17 protein-coding genes and 1 pseudogene are annotated in these 19,622 nt (G+C 57.4%); 10 read left to right on the top strand and 8 right to left on the bottom strand.

All coding sequences use genetic code 11. The features are described from left to right. Positions 1-2: 2 nt before the first annotated feature. Both betB and betI read right to left on the bottom strand, forming a co-directional pair. Entirely contained in the window at positions 3-1,466 is a 1,464-nt protein-coding gene (gene betB / locus ACFSE1_RS08115) for a betaine-aldehyde dehydrogenase (RefSeq protein ID WP_377399053.1), read from the bottom strand. Further along, on the bottom strand, positions 1,463-2,065 hold the full coding sequence (gene betI, locus ACFSE1_RS08110; RefSeq protein ID WP_377399050.1) for a transcriptional regulator BetI: 603 nt from the start codon (positions 2,063-2,065) through the stop codon (positions 1,463-1,465). Before betI ends, betB begins: the two co-directional genes overlap by 4 nt. A gap of 185 nt (positions 2,066-2,250) precedes the next feature. On the opposite strand from betI, the gene ACFSE1_RS08105 reads away from it, so the two are divergent. Then, on the top strand, positions 2,251-4,044 hold the full coding sequence (locus ACFSE1_RS08105; RefSeq protein ID WP_377399047.1) for a bifunctional diguanylate cyclase/phosphodiesterase: 1,794 nt from the start codon (positions 2,251-2,253) through the stop codon (positions 4,042-4,044). 205 nt (positions 4,045-4,249) lie between these two features. After that, positions 4,250-5,251: an NAD(P)H-quinone oxidoreductase gene (locus tag ACFSE1_RS08100; RefSeq protein ID WP_377399044.1), complete on the top strand. Its 1,002-nt coding sequence runs from the start codon at positions 4,250-4,252 to the stop codon at positions 5,249-5,251. A gap of 141 nt (positions 5,252-5,392) precedes the next feature. Here ACFSE1_RS08100 and ACFSE1_RS08095 read toward each other — a convergent pair whose 3' ends face one another. Then, complete coding sequence (locus ACFSE1_RS08095; protein WP_377399041.1) at positions 5,393-5,842, bottom strand: hypothetical protein; 450 nt, start codon at positions 5,840-5,842, stop codon at positions 5,393-5,395. Positions 5,843-6,419: 577 nt separating this feature from the next. Next, positions 6,420-7,164: pseudogene (locus ACFSE1_RS08090) on the bottom strand (DUF3750 domain-containing protein). Positions 7,165-7,252: 88 nt separating this feature from the next. Between ACFSE1_RS08090 and ACFSE1_RS08085 the strand changes: the two are divergent. Continuing rightward, on the top strand, positions 7,253-8,281 hold the full coding sequence (locus ACFSE1_RS08085; RefSeq protein WP_377399038.1) for an asparaginase: 1,029 nt from the start codon (positions 7,253-7,255) through the stop codon (positions 8,279-8,281). Here ACFSE1_RS08085 and ACFSE1_RS08080 read toward each other — a convergent pair. Then, positions 8,278-8,700, bottom strand: coding sequence for a hypothetical protein (locus ACFSE1_RS08080; protein ID WP_377399775.1), 423 nt, complete (start codon positions 8,698-8,700; stop codon positions 8,278-8,280). The two genes, ACFSE1_RS08085 and ACFSE1_RS08080, sit on opposite strands and share 4 nt — an antisense overlap. Before the next feature lie 174 nt (positions 8,701-8,874). Here ACFSE1_RS08080 and ACFSE1_RS08075 point away from each other — a divergent pair, with 174 nt between their 5' ends. Next, the gene (locus tag ACFSE1_RS08075) at positions 8,875-9,501 is read left to right on the top strand and encodes a glutathione S-transferase family protein (RefSeq protein WP_377399035.1); all 627 of its coding nucleotides are present in this window, start codon (positions 8,875-8,877) and stop codon (positions 9,499-9,501) included. Between the two features lie 113 nt (positions 9,502-9,614). On the opposite strand, the gene ACFSE1_RS08070 is transcribed toward ACFSE1_RS08075, so the two are convergent. Both ACFSE1_RS08070 and ACFSE1_RS08065 read right to left on the bottom strand, forming a co-directional pair. Beyond that, the gene (locus tag ACFSE1_RS08070) at positions 9,615-10,280 is read right to left on the bottom strand and encodes a glutathione S-transferase family protein (RefSeq protein WP_377399033.1); all 666 of its coding nucleotides are present in this window, start codon (positions 10,278-10,280) and stop codon (positions 9,615-9,617) included. A 64-nt stretch (positions 10,281-10,344) separates the two neighbouring features. Beyond that, the gene (locus ACFSE1_RS08065; RefSeq protein WP_377399030.1) at positions 10,345-11,736 is read right to left on the bottom strand and encodes a TIGR03808 family TAT-translocated repetitive protein; all 1,392 of its coding nucleotides are present in this window, start codon (positions 11,734-11,736) and stop codon (positions 10,345-10,347) included. A gap of 239 nt (positions 11,737-11,975) precedes the next feature. Between ACFSE1_RS08065 and ACFSE1_RS08060 the strand changes: the two genes are divergently transcribed. The 6 genes from ACFSE1_RS08060 to ACFSE1_RS08035 all read left to right on the top strand — a co-directional run bounded on the left by ACFSE1_RS08060 (position 11,976) and on the right by ACFSE1_RS08035 (position 19,253). Continuing rightward, on the top strand, positions 11,976-13,502 hold the full coding sequence (locus ACFSE1_RS08060; protein ID WP_377399027.1) for a diguanylate cyclase domain-containing protein: 1,527 nt from the start codon (positions 11,976-11,978) through the stop codon (positions 13,500-13,502). Between the two features lie 99 nt (positions 13,503-13,601). Next, a complete protein-coding gene (locus tag ACFSE1_RS08055) occupies positions 13,602-14,612 on the top strand; it encodes a ligase-associated DNA damage response exonuclease (RefSeq protein ID WP_377399772.1) in 1,011 nt (336 codons plus the stop codon). A gap of 4 nt (positions 14,613-14,616) precedes the next feature. Next, positions 14,617-16,239 carry a cisplatin damage response ATP-dependent DNA ligase gene (locus tag ACFSE1_RS08050; protein WP_377399024.1) on the top strand — a complete coding sequence of 541 codons (1,623 nt, stop codon included), beginning with the start codon at positions 14,617-14,619 and terminating at the stop codon, positions 16,237-16,239. Positions 16,240-16,578: 339 nt separating this feature from the next. Beyond that, positions 16,579-17,445: an alpha/beta hydrolase family protein gene (locus ACFSE1_RS08045; protein WP_377399769.1), complete on the top strand. Its 867-nt coding sequence runs from the start codon at positions 16,579-16,581 to the stop codon at positions 17,443-17,445. Positions 17,446-17,575: 130 nt separating this feature from the next. Beyond that, positions 17,576-18,340, top strand: a complete 765-nt coding sequence (locus tag ACFSE1_RS08040) for a L,D-transpeptidase (protein ID WP_377399766.1) — start codon at positions 17,576-17,578, stop codon at positions 18,338-18,340. A 199-nt stretch (positions 18,341-18,539) separates the two neighbouring features. Next, the gene (locus ACFSE1_RS08035; RefSeq protein WP_377399021.1) at positions 18,540-19,253 is read left to right on the top strand and encodes a L,D-transpeptidase; all 714 of its coding nucleotides are present in this window, start codon (positions 18,540-18,542) and stop codon (positions 19,251-19,253) included. Positions 19,254-19,313: 60 nt separating this feature from the next. Here ACFSE1_RS08035 and ACFSE1_RS08030 read toward each other — a convergent pair whose 3' ends face one another. Continuing rightward, positions 19,314-19,559: a hypothetical protein gene (locus ACFSE1_RS08030; RefSeq protein ID WP_377399018.1), complete on the bottom strand. Its 246-nt coding sequence runs from the start codon at positions 19,557-19,559 to the stop codon at positions 19,314-19,316. Positions 19,560-19,622 lie beyond the last annotated feature (63 nt).

The following is a 19,622-nucleotide window of genomic DNA, read 5'->3' as shown; positions in this document are numbered from 1 at the left end:
CCTCAATACGGCGCTTCGCACTTGCCCATGCCGACATAAACCGTCTTCAACTCTGTGTAATGCTCAATGGCGGCGGCTGAATTTTCGCGTCCGAAACCCGATTGCTTCGAGCCCCCAAAAGGTATTTCCACGGGGCATAGATTGTAGGTGTTGATCCAGAGCGTCCCGGCTTCCAACTGATCCACCACCCGGTGTGCTCGTGTCAGATCCGCAGTGAAGACGCCTGCAGCTAGACCGAATTCCGTTCCATTGGCGCGCGCCACCACCTCATTCTCGTCCTTGAAATCCAGCACGCACATCACTGGCCCGAAGATTTCCTCGCGCGCAATGGTCATGTCGTCTTTCACATCGGCAAAAACAGTTGGCTGTACGAAATAGCCTTCCGCGGCAACAGCGTTTGGGATGCCGCCGCCAGTAATCAGCCGCGCGCCCTCCGCTCTGCCCTTATCGATATAGGAGAGAACCTTTTCCCGTTGTGCCTTGGAGACGAGAGGCCCCATCTGCGTGGCCTCGTCCTGTGGGTCGCCGATGATGATGCGCTCCGTACGCTCCTTTAGCCTCTCAAGAAAACGTTCCTTGATCGAGGCGTGCACGAATACACGCGTACCATTGGAGCAGACTTGGCCGCTGGAATAAAAGTTGCCGAGCATGGCGCCGGAAATCGCACTTTCGAGATCAGCATCCTCAAAAACGATGATGGGTGACTTGCCGCCCAGTTCCATGGTTACATGCTTCAACTGCCCTGCGGCAGCCGCCGCCACCTTGCGGCCTGTCGGCACAGATCCGGTCAAAGATACTTTCGCAACATCCGGGTGGGAAACCAGCATCGGCCCCGTGTCCCGATCGCCTTGGATGACGTTGAAAACCCCCTTCGGAAGCCCGGCCTCAATCAGGATCTCAGCAATCTTCAGCGCGCCGAGCGGTGTGACCTCTGATGGCTTGAACACCATGGCATTGCCTGCAGCAAGAGCGGGAGCCGCTTTCCAGCAGGCGATCTGCTGCGGATAATTCCACGCACCGATACCGACAACCACGCCCAGAGGAACACGCTTGGTATAGGCAAAATCTCCGCCGAGCGGGATCTGTGAACCGTTAAGGGCAGTGGCTGCGATGCCGCCGAAAAACTCCAGGCTGTCTGCCCCCGAAGTTGGGTCAGCGACAATTGTTTCCTGGATCGGCTTGCCTGTATCCAGCGTTTCCAACTCAGACAGTTCACGATTGCGCTCTCGCATGATGTCCGCTGCGCGGCGCAGGATGCGTCCGCGCGCCATCGGACTGAACGCTGCCCATTCTTTCTGGGCGCGCTTGGCCGCTGCGACTGCCTTTTCAACAATGGCAGGTGTTGCTGCATGAAGACGGGCAATCACCTCTCCAGTTGCAGGATAGATGCTCTCGATCACCGAGCCGGCGGCATCTTCCACATATTCCCCGTCGATGAAATGAGATGCAGGGGGCTGTGCTTTCATGGTTCGTCTCCGGGGGCGTGGGTGGCGAGAAGGTGAGCGTTCACGAAATCCTCCACCAGAGCGATGGAGGCTTCGATCGAAAGGGGAGCCGCGCGCAGCGACTGGCGAATGTATAGTCCGTCGATCAGGGCGGCGGTGCCTTCGGCAATTCCGGCCGCGCTTGCGGCTGGAGCGATCTGCTTCAATGCGTGCAGCAGATTGGAATGCAGGCGTCTGGCGTAGATGACCAGAAGACGCCTTGTTTCCTCCGACCGTTGAGCCTCGACATAGAATGCAAGCCACGCCGCCACGGTTTCCGGCGCAAATTGATCGGCATGGAAGGAAACGCGAATAATCGCGGAAACACGTTCACGCGCGGTCGTTGTCTGTTTCAAGGCAGTTGCGGCATCGGTGCGCAAAGCCCGCAGCAGGCTGCGAATGGTCTCGATAAGCAGTTGCTGCTTGCTGCCAAAATAATGATGGGCAAGTGCGGGAGAGACACCAGCTTCGCGGGCAATATCCGACATTGTGACATCCAGCGAACCCTGGCTGCCAATCGTCTTCAGCGCGGCCTCAACCAAGGCCTTGCGGCGCAAGGGTTCCATTCCAAGCTTGGGCATCTCGATCTCCTGAATGGCTGACATTATATTTTTGATTGACTGATCAATCAATAAAAAACTCACGAGCGCCGTGCCGGCAGGCGAGGCTGCGGCGTCACAAAAAATTCATGCTGGAGAAAGACTCTTTTCAGACTTTCGATGTGATCTTCCGCAACAATAAACAAGAAGTCAGGGAGAATGACGCCATGTCCGGGCTTGCACCGTTGGAGACGACGGCCTTTCGGCGGTTTGCCGACGGGCAGTTGCTCAACCTGGCCAAACTTGTCATTGAAAATGCATTCCAGCCTATCGTGGAGCTCTCCACTGGCAAGGTCTTCGGCTACGAAACGCTGATGCGAGGGTATGACCGACTGGGCTTTGAAAGCCCTCTCGATCTCTTGGACACGGCTGTCGAGAGTGGCCAACTTCTGGCGCTGGAGCAAATGCTTGCGGGACGAGCGCTGGCGAAATTCGCTACCGTGCCGGATTTCTCCCATTCGACCCTCTTTATCAATCTCGATGGCCGCCTCATCCAGGATGGGGAGCAGATTGTTGAGCGACTTCTGCAGCAATTGCGTCAGGCAGACATTCCGCCATCCTCTGTCTGTTTCGAACTGACAGAGCGGTTCGACAATACCAGCGCCCCGGAATTTGCAGCGCTGATGCAAACCATGCGCAAGGCGGGCTTCAAGCTTGCCATTGACGACTTTGGCGTCGGCCATGCGGAGATCAAATTGCTCTGCGATTTTCCGGTCGACTATCTCAAGATCGACCGGCACTTTATTTCGGGGATCGATGAAAGCCCGCGCAAGCGCCATCTCGTCCGCAACCTGGTGAACATCGCCCATGTGCTGGGTATCCGCGTCATTGCGGAGGGGGTTGAAACCGAGGCTGAGTGCCTTGCTTGCCGCGAGTTCGGGGTCGACATGGTGCAGGGCTGGTTCATTGCCCGGCCCACCACTTTTATCAGCGAGTTGCAGCCTGCCTTTCCGCATCTGGCGGATCTGGGCCGCGCTCGCCGTAGTAGTCAGTCGCTGGATGAGATCCTCATCCGCAAGCAGATCGAAATGCTGCCGACCGTGTATGAGCACGAGAGTATAGACAGCGTGTTCGAACTCTTTCGTGCCAATCCCAGGCAGGCGTTTTTCCCGGTCCTGAATGCCAATGGCGAGCCGCGTGGCATCATCAGCGAGCATCATCTCAAAGAGTATATCTACCGGCCGTTCGGCCGGGATCTACTGAAGAACAAGATCTACGAGCGCTCCATCGCCCATTTCGTGGAAGGTGCACCCATCGTCGGCCTCGATGCCAATGCGGAAAGGCTGATGAACATTTTCGCCAATATGGACGGCAGCGATTGTGTGATCCTGACGGAAAACATGCGCTATGCGGGCGTCGTTTCAGCGGCTTCGCTGATCCGGGTGATCAATGAAAAGCAGTTGAAGATTGCACAGGACCAAAATCCGCTGACCGGCCTGCCCGGCAACCGTGCCATCCACGATTTCATGCTCGAAGCAGGTCGTGACGATGACCAGACACGTTTCTTCTGCTACTGCGATTTCGATCACTTCAAACCCTTCAACGATCACTATGGTTTCCACATGGGTGACCATGCGATCACCCTGTTCGCCGCTCTGATGAAACGCTATTTCTTCTCGGATGGTGCCTTCCTCGGCCACGTGGGCGGCGATGATTTCTTCATCGGGCTTCGGGATTGGACACTGGAGGAAACGCAGGAAATCCTCAGCCGCCTGCTTTCCGACTTCCACGACGATGTGGTCCAGCTTTATTCGGTGGAGGATCGGGCAGCGGGGCGCATCCGTGGTCACGACAGAAGCGGCACCGAGCGGGACTTTCCGCTGCTGCGTTGCTCCATCGGTGTGCTGGAACTGCCAAAGGGCCTGCTTCTGGATGATGTGGGAAGGCTGTCCGCCGAAATCGCCAATATCAAGAAAAGCGCCAAGGGCAGCGAAAGCGGTCTGCACGTCGCTGCGATCTAAGGGACGGCGCGCAAAAACGCGTTAGCGGTTTTTCGATATGCCCCAAACATGATTTGAAGTGTGAAACGCGGATCTGAAGATCGCGTTCTGCCTGTGCATGAGGTTGGCGTTTTGCCGCCGCCGCAGGCCGTGGCGATGCGCCACCTTCCATCCTGCCCTTCGACACCCTATGTTCGGCTCCTGCTCGAAAGGGAGAATTTGCTTCATGTCTTTGCCATCCACCATGCGCCACGTCGATTTGCCGACCTTCGGTGAACCAGAGGTCATGACGTTCGCAACAGGACCCGTGCCTTTGCCCAAGCAGGGTGAAATACTGGTTGAAGTGGAAGCGGCGGGGGTCAACAGGCCCGATGTCGCGCAGCGTCAGGGGAATTATCCGGCACCCAAGGATGCCAGTCCCATACTGGGTCTTGAAGTTGCAGGCCGGGTCGTCGCCGTGGGTGAGGGCGTGACAGACTTTGCAATTGGCGACGAGGTGTGTGGTCTCGCCAATGGCGGCGGTTATGCGCAATACTGCATTTTGCCAGCCGGTCAGGCTCTGAGTTTCCCGAAGGGATACGATGCCGTCAAGGCGGCCGCGGTTCCGGAAACCTTCTTCACGGTGTGGGCAAATCTGTTTCAAATGGCAGTGCTGACCGAAGGGGAGAGTGTGCTGATTCATGGCGGCACGTCCGGTATCGGAACGACGGCCATCCAGTTGGCAAAGGCATTTGGCGCCACCGTCTATGCCACTGCAGGCTCGGCGGAAAAATGCGCCGCCTGCGAGAGCTTGGGTGCGACGCGCGCCATCAATTACAAGACGGAAGACTTCGCTGCCGTCATCAAGGAGCTGACCGGCGGCAAGGGTGTCGACGTGGTTCTCGATATGATCGGCGCGGCTTACTTCGAGAAAAACCTCTCGGCGCTGGCAAAGGATGGTTGTCTTTCGATCATCGCTTTTCTGGGCGGTAACATTGCGGAGAAAGTCGACCTTCGGCCAATCATGGTCAAAAGGCTGACAGTCACCGGATCAACCATGCGCCCACGCACGGCAGATGAAAAACGGGCCATTCGCGACGAGCTCATGTCGCATGTCTGGCCCCTGCTAGCAGATGGTACGGTCAGCCCCGTCATCCATTCGGTTCTGCCCTTCGATCAGGTTGTCGATGCCCACAGACTGATGGAAACCAGCAGCCACATCGGTAAGATTGTGCTGAAGGTGAAGTAGCGGCACGGCGGGCTGAACAATTCGGAGCACACAGCCCGTGCAGCCCTGATTAGTGGCCGTGAACCCCACTGGCATGCGTTGATCCAGCGGGGTCACGGCAGATTTGTCGGCAACTCTTTTTGCCGGCAAATCTTGCGGAAATCAGGCTTCCTTCGGCGGGCAATGCAAAACGGGAGCGGCGGTGTTGACATCGCTGACACCCACGATGAAGCCAGAGATAACGCCCCCGCTGAATGTCATCGCTGAGCCGTTGATATTTGGATCGATAGCAACGCAGCTCCATTCCTTGGCGCCTGCTGCCCTTGTCATGATCGAAAGATTGTAGCAACTGCCACCGGCCAGCGGGAGTTTCTCAGTCATGCCGGATTTCCAGAAAGCGCCGAGATCGCCTTTTCCATGCCGATTATTGGCGCTGACGACGACATTGCCTTTCACATTCGTTGCAGAGGCGCCAACCTTTGTAATGACGACGCCGACTTCGTTTTTGCCCAGTGGCGTAAGGTCGATCTTGCTATCCGTCTTAAGGCAGAAGGCGACATTATGCGTTTCGACCCCGTTGGCGGCATGAGCGGCGCTGAGCGGCGAAGCCATCGAAATGGCTGCAACTGAGATTGCTAATAACCAATGTCTCATAAATAGTCTCCAGAACGGCAATGGCTTTCATCTAAAGTGTGTCACAAGTTTTCAGCTTCGTTTTCACGGTCTGAATCTTTGCTCTCACACGGGTCTTTTCGGCAAAACCGCTGCGCACTTTTGCGAGATATGGCTTAACCCTGCCGTCAGCCCGGTGTCTTGGATGCAAATGCTTTCAGCCCCTCAATTGTTTTGAGTTCATCTTCAAGCGAACTTGACCGCGCGCTTACAGCACGGCTTTAAGATCCTGCGTGCTCACAATGCCCCTGTGCTTGTTGCAAATCGTGCCTTGCAAAGCGCCATGGCCAAACCTACCTTGTGAGCATGTTCAACGAAACGAAAGGAGGTGATCCGATGTCTAGTGAGAATGCGGTTTGCAGGACGGACATGGGAAAGGTTGCGGTTTTGACGGGGCAGTCCCCGACCTGACACTACCTCCGAGGGATTTGTTGGCTATGCCGCAATCCCGGTTCGTCACAGAACCAAAGCTCATGGAAGGGTCGCGCAAGCGGCCCTTTTCCTGTTTTGGGAGCGCTCAAATCCCGACTCTGCCAACTGCCGGGATCTTGACTGCGGGACGGGCAAGATCGAGGCCCGCCACGAGGCCGAGGAAATGAACTTCCAATCCACTTCTCACCCCCGCAGACACGCCAATCAGACCGTGGAAGGTCAGGTGAATGTCACGCCAGTCTTCGTCAATATGCAGGAAATCACCGTCCGGCAGATAATCACGCCCAACCGCATGGTGGCAATACCGCGCCCAGCTCAGGCACGCTTCTCAACACATGGGCAACGAAGCTGTTGGAATTGGGTCCAGGCCAAATGCGATAGGTACCGGCTTCGGCATAGGGATAGGCTGCAATACTTGCCTCGATCTTCGGGATAAGGCGTTCTGCCTCGGTGCCCCGGATCTCAGCGACCACCTGAGGCTGGTTTGAATACCAGAATCCATCTGGCGCCCAGCCGTTGCGGCGAATGGGGCGGCCCCAACCCACTTTGTCATAGCGGTTATAGGCTTGTGCACCTTCTGCCTTGGTCACGATCCAGGCATGGCTGGCAACAGCGCCCTTCATCCCCCCTGTCGTTGCTGAAAAGACGTAGATTGCGGCTTCTGGGCTTTTGCCTGCCGCAGGAAGAAGTCCTGACGAGCCCCAATTCGCCTCGCTCCACCGCTCTGGCCTTTTCTGAAGTGCCCAGTAGCCGGCAGAGGCAAGGGTCGGCAACAGATAGATGGCAAAGATGGCCAATGCCAGCCGCTTGAGGAAGAGAAGTGAGATCATGAAACCATCATCGGGCTGAAATGAAACTGGTTGCAAGCGCTTGATCAGGCTATCAAGTTACAAATGGCAGCGAAACTGGGGCATCTGAATGCAAAATCCTGTGACAGTCGAAGTGACCAGGGGCGATTATGTTGAAAGCAGGCATCGCGGCATGGCCGTTGTTGTCGATGGTGCGGGCAAAACGGTCTTTTCCGTGGGAGACGTGGCGGCACCTGTCTTTCCTCGCTCGGCCTGCAAGGCGATGCAGGCCTTGCCGCTTGTTGAATCCGGTGCTGCCGATGCTTTCGGTTTGACACAGCGGGAGCTGGCACTCGCCTGCTCTTCCCATTCTGGCGAAGAGGACCATGTGGCGACTGCGGCGGGAATGCTCGCCAAAGCGGGACGCGATTTGGGGGCGCTGGAGTGCGGCGCGCATTGGTCGGGTCACGAGAAAATCTTGATACGACAGGCGCGCACGCTGGATGCCCCGACCGCCCTGCACAATAATTGCTCGGGCAAGCACTGCGGTTTCATTTGTACCTGCGTTCATGCCGGTAAGAATCATGCAGGCTATGTTCATTATGACCATCCCTTGCAGGCAGAAATCCGTGCCGTGATGGAGGGACTGACGGAAGCCAAACTTGGTCCCGATCTCTGCGGGACAGATGGTTGCTCCATTCCCACATATGCTCTGCCCCTCCAGGCATTGGCGCATGGATTTGCAAAAATGGCGACAGGCATGAGCCTTTCGACGACCCGTGCCAAAGCCTCAAAACGCCTGATGGAAGCCTGCATGGCCGAGCCATTTTTCGTTGCCGGCACGGATCGAGCCTGCACCAAGGCAATGCAAATTGCCCCCGGCAAGATATTTGCAAAGACCGGCGCAGAAGGTGTGTTTGTCGCGGCTTTGCCAGAGCAGGGGCTGGCGATGGCGGTAAAGTGCGAGGATGGCGCAACCCGTGCTGCGGAATGCATGATCTTTTCGCTGTTGGCCCGTTTCTTCGAGCCGGAAAGTGAGGCAAGCGCCAGACTGAGCGCCTTGGCGAACCGCACCATGAAAAACTGGAACGGTGTGCCGGTGGGTGTTACCCGTGCGACGGAAGCGTTTGTGCGCGGGGCGGGCGCGCCTCTAAACTAAATGTTTTCGCCAATCCGGGCGGTGCCCTTCTGGCCGTTGTCCCGGATCCAGCGAAGCGTGTTGGAGCCCGTCTTGTACAGTTCGAAGCACATGGGCGCACCCTTGTACCATGTCTTGAACTGTTGGCAGAGGCGATCGCCGTTGATCCACCATTTGCCGCTATCGTTGGGCTTGGCAAAACGCCCCAGTCCGATGGCTTCGCCAGATCCATCCACAACGCCCGATTTCCGGTAGTTGAGGGGAAATTCTCCGCCTAGGGGAGTGGCGAGATAGACGCGTTTGCCGATAATCATCTTCTGGATCTCGGAAGCGCTGTAGGCCTCCTCCGCTGCCTGGGCGGAAGGGGCCAAACCCGCAGCCGATGAAACCAGTAACGCTGCGATCAGTTTAAGGGTCAGTTTGGGTTTGCCTGTGGTCATGGTCACGTCGGGTCCCTTGTGTTTCCGGTTTATTGACGTGAAACAGGCGGGATCGGATCACCATTGAAGTGAGATCGTGCTAAGCCAAACCAGAGACTTGAAGCGTGAGAGCCTGAAAGCTCGCGACACGCTTTGGGAAATCTGGTTGCGTTTTCTACGTGGAGGGATTTGCGAATGTACCAGTTGTTCTTTTCGCCAGGGGCATGTTCGCTTGCCAGCCATATCGCTTTGATCGAAGCAGGGCTCCCGTTTGAATTGATGCGCCTGAAGTTCGGAGATGGGCAACAGCGTTCGGATGCCTATCTCAAGATCAATCCGAAAGGCCGTGTGCCAGCACTTGTCACGCCGCACGGAATCTTGACCGAGACGCCAGCAATTTTGTTGTTTATTGCGCAGATGGCACCGGAACGGCACCTCGCACCCCTGGATGATCCCTTCGAACTGGCACGGTTACAGGCCTTCAACAGTTTTATCGCCTCTTCAGTCCATGTCGCACATGCTCATGGGCCGCGTGGATCGCGCTGGGCCAGTGAGCCGACCTCCCTGGAAGACATGCGTCGCAAGGTGCCGGAAACGATGCGCGCACATTTTTCCCTTATTGAGGCCGATCTGGATGGGCCCTTCGTGATGGGTGAACGCTACACGATCGCCGATCCCTATCTTTACGTCATGTCCAGCTGGCTGGAGGCCGATGGCGTTGACATTGCCGAGTTTCCCAAAGTGGAGGCGCATTTCCAAAGGCTTCGTGCGCGCCCGGCAGTGATCGCCGCGCTGGAAGGAGAAGCACGTGGCGTCTCCTGATTTTTGTCAGGAGACGTGCAGTCTTTCGCAACCTTCGGGCTGACGCGATCCCTCAGCTTTGCTTTGTGCCCAGGCCTCTGTTTTGCCGTGCGTGGTTTCGAGAAACCACTGAATCAAACGGGGCCGGACGCGGGCTCCGCCAAACGTGTCTCCCACATCTTCCTGAATGCGGGGCGTGCCTGGGCGCGCTCCAGCCAGGACTTCAAGCCGGGCCGGGTCACGAAAAGAGGAGCATGCGGTTGGGCGTAACGAACGATTTCAGCAAGATTGATATCGGCCGTGGTAAACCGGTTGCCGACGGTCCACTCCCGGCCGGCAAAATGCTGTTCCAGCATGTCGAAGGGGCGTGCCAGGGCAAGTGCTGCCGCCTCGACAGTCGCCTTGACGTCTTCGGTTTGCTCACCAAGCAAAGCCATTGAGATCTTCAGCGCAGTCGCCTCGATTTCTGTTGCGGCGAACAGGGTCCATTGCAGCATCTGTGCATCTTCGGCGAGATCTTTCGGCCCCAGGTCGCCGCCGTACTTTTTCGCCAGATACAAGGTGATCGCGAGAGACTCGTGGATGACGAGACCATCATCTTCGAGGGAAGGAATGGTGCCCATGGGGTTGATGGACAGGAAAGCTGGGGACTTGGTATTGATCGGTGCATCGCCGTCAAGCGGATTATCCAGCCGCTTGGCCTGAAGCACGGGTACGTACTCGAAACTCATGCCAATCTCTTCTAGCAGCCACAAAGGGCGGGTCGCGCGGGAGCGATAGGCACCGTACAGTTTTACCATTGCGATCATCCTGACATTGTTTTGCTGCGATACGATATCGAAGCCCGTCGAAAAGCAAGAGGCGTCAGACTTTGCGGTTACCGCTAATGCTCACATTGGTGGGGGAATTTGTGCCATCGACCAGATCTGTGGTTGCCGCATCATGCCAGCGGTAGCCTATAATTGCTCCCTTCGGCACGGCCTCGAACAGGTTGTTGGTAATGATGGCCTTTCCGGCTTCCTCCACCACGGAGACTGCAAGTCCTGTCTGCGCGCGCCTGACCACGTTGGCATTGACCAGCACATTGCGCAGATAAGGCCCCCAGCCCGCGAGCATTCCAAACCTTGCGACATTTTCGATGACATTGGAGGCGATAACGGCATCGGCTTCCGCGACGATGCCGAAGCCGAAGCCGACATTATCGTGCACATAAGGCCCCTGATCGCGAATGTTTCGCACCAGGTTGCCGTTAATTAACGCCAATCGGCCGCCCTCATTGAAATTGACGGCAGATATGCCATTGGCAGCACCGTCGATGAGGTTGTTGGCAATCAACGTGCCCTCAAAGCCAAATTCCGAATAGATGGCTGTTTCGCCGCTATTGACGCAATGATTGTCAACGATCTGGACATTCGAGGCCGCGTTGGCCCGCACGGCAGTGAAGGCGCTATCCGATATGTGGTTGTTGCTTACCGACACATTATCGGCCTGATAGACATTGATGGCATTGCCGAAGGGCCCGGTGCCGCCATTATCTGCCCGGATGCGCGAAATGCGGTTGTCGCGTACCGCGGTCCCGTCTTCGCCTTTTTGCCAGCGGTGGACCAGAATACCGCCATTGCCGCAATCGGCCACGTCGTTATCGGATATTGTGGATGCCGAGCCTTCAACGGCATAGACAGCATAATCGGCAGCAAGCCCGATCCGGTTTTGCCGGATCTTCGCCTGGCATTGCTCCAGATGAAGGCCCGTTTTCGATGAGCCAACGATCAGGCAGTTTTCGACCTTCAGATCGGCAATGTTTTGCGCTTCGAACAGGCCTTTTGCATCAGGCCCGAGGGATCTGTTTTGACCGTCCAGAACGAGGTTGGATATCCATAGCCGCTTGAGATTGGCCCCGCGCATGAGGTAGGTCTCGCCGGAGAAGACGATGCGGCTCATACCGGGAACTCCGGTAATGTGCAGGCCATCCGGCAGGTCCAGCCGCGAGAGCGAATATTGCCCCGGTGGTAGAAAAAGCGGCTGACCTTCCGACACGGCCTTTCTCATCAGTTCCATGAACTGACCACGATCGCTCAAGCCGGTGTCGACAGTGACACCGAAGCCATCCGGTCCTGCTGTCCCGCGCAGGGGCGTTGCGCCCGCCTTGCCACTGCCGCCTGCACCATAGGCGGTACCGGCTTTCGCCAGCGCGACTGCGCCAGCCGCGATTTGCAGAAAATGACGCCGCTTCAGCGTGTTACGTGTGTTTATCATTTATTTCGACTATAGGTAGCCCCGCCCGATTTGTCTCGTAATGAAACCACTTTCTTTCAGAAATGGCCGTTTTCCGGTTCGCTATGAATTTTCTAGCCTGCCGATTAAGCAACAGGAAGTGTTTCCCTCCCATAATTCCCCAATTGGTCAGGATGCGTGCATAGTCTAGTTGCTTGGCCGCCCTATCATGAAGGTAGGACACCCATAAGCGACAAAATGGGCGCAAGGAGAGGGTACGCATGACGAATGGCATTGCTGGTATGACGACCGCTTTGCGGTCAGATAGTTTGCCCACCGAATTGCACCAGCGCTTGATCCGTATCTCCACACCCTTTTCGGAGGCAGACGGCGGCGCACTCGTGATGCAGACCCTGGATGCGCGCAGCCTGCTCGATCAGTTCATCGAAGAAGTCTATATGACGGATCGGGCCGGTCGTCTCGTTTTTGCAAATTCTGCCGCCATGCAACGCCTTCGCGGGAACTGTCCTGACGCTTTGGGCATAAACCCGGGGCTGGATGACGAAACCCTGGCGCGGCTGGAGTTGGAGCGTCAGCTGATCAGCCTTGGCCAATCGGATGAACGGGAGGAACGGTTTATCGACGTGGAAGGCAGGACCCGTTGGTACGCGACATCCCGCACCCCGCTTCGCAACGATGATGGCCTCGTGGTTGGCCTGATGGTCATGTCGCGTGACGTGACCGAGCGCAAGCAAAATGAAGAACTTCAGACCGCCCACGCGCACACTCTCGACATGATTGCCCGAGGTCGTCCCTTGACGGATACTCTCGAAAATATCTGCCAGGTGGTGCAGCATGGTCTGGATGGCATTTATGCTTCCATCCTGCTGGTGGATGAAGACGGTGAGACGCTGCGTCAAGGCGCCGCTCCTAATCTTCCCGCTGCCTATAATCGGCTGGTTGACGGTATTCGGATCGGCCCCCGCGTCGGTTCCTGTGGAACAGCGGCCTGGCGACGTGCAGGGGTTATCGTCAAGGATATCCAGACAGACCCGCTTTGGGAGGATTTCCGGGAGTTTGCTGGCAAATTCGGATTGCGTTCCTGTTGGTCCACTCCGCTTCTTGCATCGGATGGGGTGGTGCTTGGCACTTTCGCGCTCTATTCGGAGACTGTGCGTGAACCGACGAAGCGGGAAACCCTGTTTACCAATATGGCGGCGGATCTCGCGGGCATCGCGGTCGAACGTGCACATACCGAACGCAAAATGCGCCATCTTGCGCATCACGATCCGCTGACCGGCTTGCCGAACCGGGCTCTGTTCTGGCCTCAGTTCAGTCGTGCCCTGCATGAGGCGCGGCGTGAAGGCCGAACGATTACCGTTGCCTATCTCGATCTCGACAATTTCAAGCAGATCAATGACGGCTATGGCCATGCGAGTGGCGACGAAGTTCTAAAGACTGTTGCGCAGCGTATCGCTCAATCCATTCGGGCCAGCGATCTTGTCGTTCGCTTGGGCGGCGATGAGTTTGCTATTGTATTCAGCAATGCTGTTCAGGAAGAGGCTGGCGTTCTGCGCCGCCTGGGCGAAATCCGTGAGCTGATATCCTCGCCCATCGAGTTCGACGGTCAGCGGTTCACGCCGACATGCAGCATGGGTGTCGCCTTTTTTCCCAAAGACGGGACAACGCCTGAGGAGTTGATCGCGAAGGCTGATGCGGCCATGTATGGTGCGAAAAGTGCCGGACGAGACATGCTGGAAGTCTCGGGCACACAGTTTCCTTTCAAGGGCTCCGGCACCCATAGCTGAGGGTTGCGGGGAGGGTGCCAGAAAACCGCTGTCATGCGAGCTGTCTAAGCGCCTGCCAAGCCTCTTTCAATGGAAAGTTCACAGCCTATCTATCTCTGTATGAAACCAGAGGCGCTGCTGCATCCCACTCCTGCCGGTCTATATTGCCCGATCGGTCGTTTCCATGTCGATCCTGTGCGCCCTGTTGAGCGGGCGCTTATCACGCACGGTCATTCGGATCATGCGCGCGCCGGTCATGGCAGTGTGCTGGCAACCCGACAGACGCTGGACATCATGGCCCTGCGGTATGGAGACGATTACACGCTTCAGGAGCAGACCGCCTCATTCGGGGAACGGATCGATGTGAATGGCGTGACGGTTCACTTTCATCCCGCCGGTCATGTGCTTGGCTCCGCCCAGATCGCCATCGAGAAAAATGGCCTGCGCATTGTCGTATCTGGCGATTATAAACGCGGCATTGATCCCACCTGCGCGCCTTTTGAGCCAATTCCCTGTGATGTCTTCATTACGGAGGCGACGTTTGGCCTGCCGGTTTTCCACCATCCCGATCCCAAGGCGGAAACCCGCAAGCTGCTGGCCTCCCTAAAGCAGTTTCCCGAGCGAACGCATCTTGTCGGGGCCTATTCGCTTGGAAAGGCGCAGCGGGTAATCAGGCTCATTCGCGATTGCGGTTATGACAAGCCCATCTTCATTCACGGCGCGCTGGCAAAGCTGTGTGATTACTATGTATCGCAGGGGGTGGAACTGGGAGACCTGCGCCCGGCCACCCTGGAAAAAAAGGATCCTTCCGCCTTTCACGGCGCTATTGTCGTTGGGCCTCCATCGGCCTTTCAGGAACGCTGGGCACGCCGCTTCAACGAGCCGCTGATCTCTTTCGCGTCCGGGTGGATGATGGTGCGGCAGCGCGCCAAGCAGGGAGGCGTGGAACTGCCGCTGGTGATATCCGACCATTGCGACTGGCCCGAACTGCTCGATACGATCCAGGAGATAAAACCGCAGGAAGTGTGGGTCACACATGGGCGGGAAGAGGCTTTGGTGCGGTGGTGCGAACTGCAGGGCATTCCGGCGCGGCCGCTGCATCTGGTTGGTTACGAAGACGAGGGGGACTGATTGCATGAAACCCTTCGCAACTTTGCTGGACAGGCTCCTTCTCACACCATCTCGCAATGGCAAGCTCACTTTGCTAAGCGATTATTTTCGCGATACGCCGGATCCGGACCGAGGCTATGGGCTGGCGGCTCTCGCGGGCACGCTTGACCTGAGAGGTATCAAGCCAGCTCTTCTCAAGGAACTGGCGCTGGAAAAGCTCGATCCGGTGCTCTTTCAGTATTCTTATGATTATGTCGGCGATCTCGCGGAGACCATTTCGCTGATCTGGGATGGCGGACGCAAAGAGCGTGTGGCAGATACGGATCAGCCGCGGCTTGGAGCGGTCATCCATGCGATGAACAGTCTGGGACGTACACAGACGCTCGGTGCCGTGCGCGATCTTCTTGATCATCTGGACCATTCCAGCCGGTTTGCATTCCTGAAACTCGCCACCGGCTCGCTGCGCATCGGTGTCTCTGCCCGTTTGGCCAAGCAGGCCCTTGCGGAGATGAGCGGCAGGGACGTAACGGAAATAGAGACCCTCTGGCACGGATTGCAGCCGCCCTATGAAGATCTTTTCGCCTGGCTTGAGGGTCGCAGCGAAAAACCGGTTTTGGCAACACCCGCCATCTTTCATTCGGTCATGCTGGCCAATCCGGTGGAGGAGGGCGATCTCGATAAGCTCGATCCGGCCGATTATGCCGCCGAATGGAAATGGGACGGCATCCGCGTGCAGATGTCGAGCTTTGGAGGCACACGAAAGCTCTACTCCCGTTCTGGCGACGATATTTCCGGCGCCTTTCCCGATGTCATCGATGCGATCAATTTTGAGGGGGTCGTGGACGGTGAGCTTCTGGTGGGCGGCACGTCCCGCTCCAACAGCGCAACGCGCACTTTCTCCGATCTCCAGCAGCGCTTGAATCGCAAGAGCGTCAACAGCCGCATGATCAGCGACTATCCGGCCTTCGTTCGGGCCTATGATCTCCTGTTTGTCGGCGATGTCGATGTGCGCGGCGAGACCTATCTCAATCGCCGCGAGCGTCTGGCACACTTGATTGAAAGCTCTTCCCATGAGCGTTTCGATCTGTCCCCCCTTGTAGCTTTCGACAGCTGGCTGCAGCTGGATCATCTGCGGCTCGATCCTCCCGAACCGGTAATTGAAGGGGTGATGATCAAGAGAAAGGATAGCGTCTATCAGGCAGGCCGCTTGAAGGGGCCATGGTTCAAGTGGAAGCGGGATCCATTCAACATAGACGCCGTGATGATGTATGCGCAGCGCGGTCACGGCAAACGCTCAAGCTACTATTCCGACTTCACCTTCGGCGTCTGGACGCAAGGCGAGGAGGGAGAGGAGCTGGTGCCAGTGGGCAAGGCCTATTTCGGCTTTACCGATGCGGAGCTGGAGGTGCTGGATAAGTTCGTGCGCGAAAACACGGTGGAGCGCTTCGGTCCTGTCCGCGCTGTCCGAGCGGAACCCGGCTTCGGTTTCGTGCTGGAAGTGGCTTTTGAAGGGATCAACCGCTCGAGCCGCCACAAATCCGGTGTCGCGATGCGCTTCCCGCGAATTTCGCGCCTGCGAATGGACAAGCTTCCTCGTGACGCGGACCGTCTCTCCACGCTGACTGCCATGATCGGAGGAAAGGATTGAGCCTCACGTTCTTCTCTTCACTGAAAATCCATGGCCGGTTCCGCTCCCATCTGGTGTGACGGTGCTATGTCCGGAGCTGGACGCTAGCGGAAGTTCCAGCGAGCCGTTGTTTAGAACGGCGGCAGCGCCAGCCTGCAACCAGCATAGTAACGGAGTGTTGCTATGGTCAGAGGAAGTTCAGGTTTTCCGTCCGTGATATACCTGCTAGTTCAATGTACAAATGATCAGAGGGCTTAGTCCATGCAGATGAATCGCCGTCTCCTTCTTTGTGCTTCTGGGGCAGTCTTGGTTACGCCGTTCAAGCTGCTGGCCGAGGAGAAGATCGGTGCAAGGGCCACAATGCCGGCAGTCTCTCCGTCCCCAGATAAGACGCTCCCTTTTTCCGTGCCCGATGTGCCACCCGCCCAGGCAATGGATTATGCGCAAGCGCGTGCCCGTTTCATGACGAGGCTGATGATCGAAGGACCGGCGCCTGAAATTGCGCCTCCTTTGGGCAGGCCCGCCGGTGCTCAGCGTGTGACCTATCCCGGCGGTCCTGATGGCACGATACCCCTTGTGGCTTGGGTGAGCGACAACACGTCTTCGACGGATCTCAAGCCTGCGGTTCTCTTCCTTCACGGGGGCAATGCCACGGGTGATGGGCATTGGCAGCTGATGAAGCCCTATGTGGATGCCGGTTTCGTGGTGATGCTGCCTTCCTTCCGCGGGGAGAACGGGCAGGCCGGATTTTATTCCGGTTTTTATAACGAGACCTCGGATGCGCTGGCCGCGGCCCGCTATCTGGAAACCCTTCCAGGGGTGGATAGGAATCGGCTGTTTCTGGCCGGACATAGCAATGGCGGAACGCTCTCGATTCTGGCCTCCATGTCTGTGAGAAGCTTCAAGGCGGCAGTTCCTATTTCCGCTGGTGTCGATGCCTGGAGGTATTTTGGGCATTACCAGAAGGAGATCCGGTTCGATCCTCGAAATCAGGAAGAGTTCATCATGCGCTCGTCGGTTTGTTTCGCCGCAAGCATCAAATGTCCGACACTGCTTTTACGCGGCACTGAGGAGCGACCTTTTGACCGCGCTCATGAACTGACCGTGGAGCGCGCCCGCGCCGCGGGTGTGACGATCAACCACCGTTTGCTTCCGGGCACGCATAATGGGGTCGTTCCGGGAGCGATTGCTGAAAGTATCCGGTTTTTCAAGCAATACGGCGCTTGAACGAGCAGGAGTCCAGCTTCGCGCCAGTTGCACCTGACAGGATCGTATTCGACGTCATTCTGCCGGAAGCCATCTCATGCTGTTTCATTCTATCCGCTCGCTGCCTGTTGCCAGACTTGCTGTCGTTCTGATGACGTCGAGCAGCTTGTCGGGGTGCCTTCTTGTGCAGGACACCAGCCTGATGAACCCGGATGTGTTTGTGCAGCAGACGGCACCGGTGTTTTACAATCCCTCGTCTCCGCCGGAGGCACAGCCGCAGCCGACACAGAAGGCGCAGCCGATTCCGCAGAAGCGTCAGCTCTATCAAACACAGTTCCAGCAGACCTATGGCTTGCCTGTATCCAACCCTGTTAACCGCACTTACTATGCTTCCATTCGCGACGAAGGGCATACGCTTCCGGCTATTCCCTATTCGCGCATCGATGCGCGCTATCTTCGGCAGGAAGTGGACTATCAGACTACAGAGGCACCGGGTACCCTGGTGGTCGATACCAGGCAGCGTTTCCTTTATCTCGTTCAGCCCAATGGCAAGGCCATCCGTTATGGAGTCGGTATCGGCAAGGAAGGCTACGGCTGGTCTGGCCGCGGTGTCATTCAATGGAAGACGAAGTGGCCACGTTGGACACCGCCAGCAGAAATGGTGCAGCGCCAACCGGAATTGCGTCAGTTTGCCGCCGCTGAGGGCGGCGTGACGCCGGGGCTCAACAACCCGCTTGGCGCCCGCGCACTCTATATCTTCAAGGACGGCAAGGATACACTCTATCGGGTCCACGGAACGCCGGATTGGCAGTCGATCGGCAAGGGCACTTCATCGGGCTGCGTGAGGATGCTCAATCAGGACGTGATCGATCTCTATGATCGCGTTCCCGCCTCCAGCCCTATCGTGGTGCTTTGACCGCATTCTGTGGTCTCTCGATCACATTGATGTCACAAAGAGATGTGCAGTGAGACCTTATCCTCTTAATGAAGGCGCTCTATACTTCTTCCTGCCACATTCGGGGAACCAATCTCGTCTTCGTCCGTTGGTTGGCGTTTTCCAAGGGGTACCGTCCGGTGCCCTCCCGCCGTTCAAGTGAAGAAGTATAATCGGCCTCATGACATCTGATCTTCTCAGCCGCCGCCGTATCCTCAGCCTTCTGGCTGTCGGCAGTGTCTCCACGCTCGCAAGTTGCGCCTCTTCAGGCCCTCAGCGTTTCACCCCGATTGCCGCCACATCCCCGGCATTTGCCCCTTCGCTTCCACCGGGTCGCACGCCAGAGCTCGATGCCACCTATGGCCAGATGGTCGATGGCGGCTTCGTCATACCCGCTGTTCCCTACTGGAAAATTCCGCCGCGGTTCTATCGCCAGCGTGTACCAAACACCACGGGAGAACCTGCTGGCACGGTGATTGTTGATACTCAGTCGCGCTTCCTTTATCTGGTCGAGCCAGGCGGTGAGACGGCAATGCGCTATGGCGTCGGTATCGGTCGCGAGGGCTTCGCCTGGTCAGGCGAGGGCGTGATCCAGTGGCGTCAGAAGTGGCCCCGCTGGACGCCGCCCATGGAGATGGTTGCCCGTCAACCGGAACTGGCGAAGTATGCGCCGGGCACTGGCGGTATGGAGCCTGGCACGACGAACCCACTCGGCGCACGTGCGCTTTACATCTTCCAGAACGGCAAGGATACGCTCTATCGCCTGCACGGAAATCCGGAATGGAATTCCATAGGTAAGGCCGTATCGTCCGGCTGCGTCCGGCTGCTGAACCAGGACATCATCGATCTATACGAGCGCGTTCCCACCAAGGCGCGCATTATCGTCTGGCAATAGCGGAAGGCAGGGAAGCCTGCATGGGGCGCCTTGGTGCCCCGCTCTGCTTCCTCCCGGCTTCTATCGGTCTTGCGTGCTTGGCCCGGTGCCGGGCTTTTGTAGAATGACAGCTTCGCCGGGAGAGCCGTCGCCTCCGGGCGACTGCGGCCAGAACAGGAATGCGCCGACCGCCAGCACCAGAAATGCAGCGGCCATAACCACGGCGGCAAGAGAGCCGCTCGGCTTTCCGCGTCCGCTGCCTCTTCTCGTTCCCTTGTATTCAGTCGTTTCTTCCGTGGAACCGTAAGGATCGCTGCCGTTTGCCATGTATGTCTCCTTCCTCTACCGAACAGAAGCCACGGCTTCCGGTTCCGGTAGAGTTCGCGCAAC

The sequence above is a fragment of the Affinirhizobium helianthi genome (assembly GCF_042680945.1).
GTDB classification, from domain to species: domain Bacteria; phylum Pseudomonadota; class Alphaproteobacteria; order Rhizobiales; family Rhizobiaceae; genus Neorhizobium; species Neorhizobium helianthi.
This window is presented reverse-complemented; position numbering and strand designations above follow the sequence as displayed.

What these genes read in the sequence shown, in the direction of transcription:
- ACFSE1_RS08065 (WP_377399030.1), bottom strand. Translation starts at nt 11,736, where the DNA reads ATGATAAACACACGTAACACGCTGAAGCGGCGTCATTTTCTGCAAATC.
- ACFSE1_RS08050 (WP_377399024.1), top strand. Translation starts at nt 14,617, where the DNA reads ATGAAACCCTTCGCAACTTTGCTGGACAGGCTCCTTCTCACACCATCT.
- ACFSE1_RS08105 (WP_377399047.1), top strand. Translation starts at nt 2,251, where the DNA reads ATGTCCGGGCTTGCACCGTTGGAGACGACGGCCTTTCGGCGGTTTGCC.
- betB (WP_377399053.1), bottom strand. Translation starts at nt 1,466, where the DNA reads ATGAAAGCACAGCCCCCTGCATCTCATTTCATCGACGGGGAATATGTG.
- ACFSE1_RS08095 (WP_377399041.1), bottom strand. Translation starts at nt 5,842, where the DNA reads ATGGCTTCGCCGCTCAGCGCCGCTCATGCCGCCAACGGGGTCGAAACG.
- ACFSE1_RS08030 (WP_377399018.1), bottom strand. Translation starts at nt 19,559, where the DNA reads ATGGCAAACGGCAGCGATCCTTACGGTTCCACGGAAGAAACGACTGAA.
- ACFSE1_RS08035 (WP_377399021.1), top strand. Translation starts at nt 18,540, where the DNA reads ATGACATCTGATCTTCTCAGCCGCCGCCGTATCCTCAGCCTTCTGGCT.
- ACFSE1_RS08085 (WP_377399038.1), top strand. Translation starts at nt 7,253, where the DNA reads ATGCAAAATCCTGTGACAGTCGAAGTGACCAGGGGCGATTATGTTGAA.
- ACFSE1_RS08080 (WP_377399775.1), bottom strand. Translation starts at nt 8,700, where the DNA reads ATGACCACAGGCAAACCCAAACTGACCCTTAAACTGATCGCAGCGTTA.
- ACFSE1_RS08045 (WP_377399769.1), top strand. Translation starts at nt 16,579, where the DNA reads ATGCCGGCAGTCTCTCCGTCCCCAGATAAGACGCTCCCTTTTTCCGTG.
- ACFSE1_RS08075 (WP_377399035.1), top strand. Translation starts at nt 8,875, where the DNA reads ATGTACCAGTTGTTCTTTTCGCCAGGGGCATGTTCGCTTGCCAGCCAT.
- ACFSE1_RS08100 (WP_377399044.1), top strand. Translation starts at nt 4,250, where the DNA reads ATGTCTTTGCCATCCACCATGCGCCACGTCGATTTGCCGACCTTCGGT.
- ACFSE1_RS08070 (WP_377399033.1), bottom strand. Translation starts at nt 10,280, where the DNA reads ATGGTAAAACTGTACGGTGCCTATCGCTCCCGCGCGACCCGCCCTTTG.
- ACFSE1_RS08055 (WP_377399772.1), top strand. Translation starts at nt 13,602, where the DNA reads ATGAAACCAGAGGCGCTGCTGCATCCCACTCCTGCCGGTCTATATTGC.
- betI (WP_377399050.1), bottom strand. Translation starts at nt 2,065, where the DNA reads ATGCCCAAGCTTGGAATGGAACCCTTGCGCCGCAAGGCCTTGGTTGAG.
- ACFSE1_RS08060 (WP_377399027.1), top strand. Translation starts at nt 11,976, where the DNA reads ATGACGAATGGCATTGCTGGTATGACGACCGCTTTGCGGTCAGATAGT.
- ACFSE1_RS08040 (WP_377399766.1), top strand. Translation starts at nt 17,576, where the DNA reads ATGACGTCGAGCAGCTTGTCGGGGTGCCTTCTTGTGCAGGACACCAGC.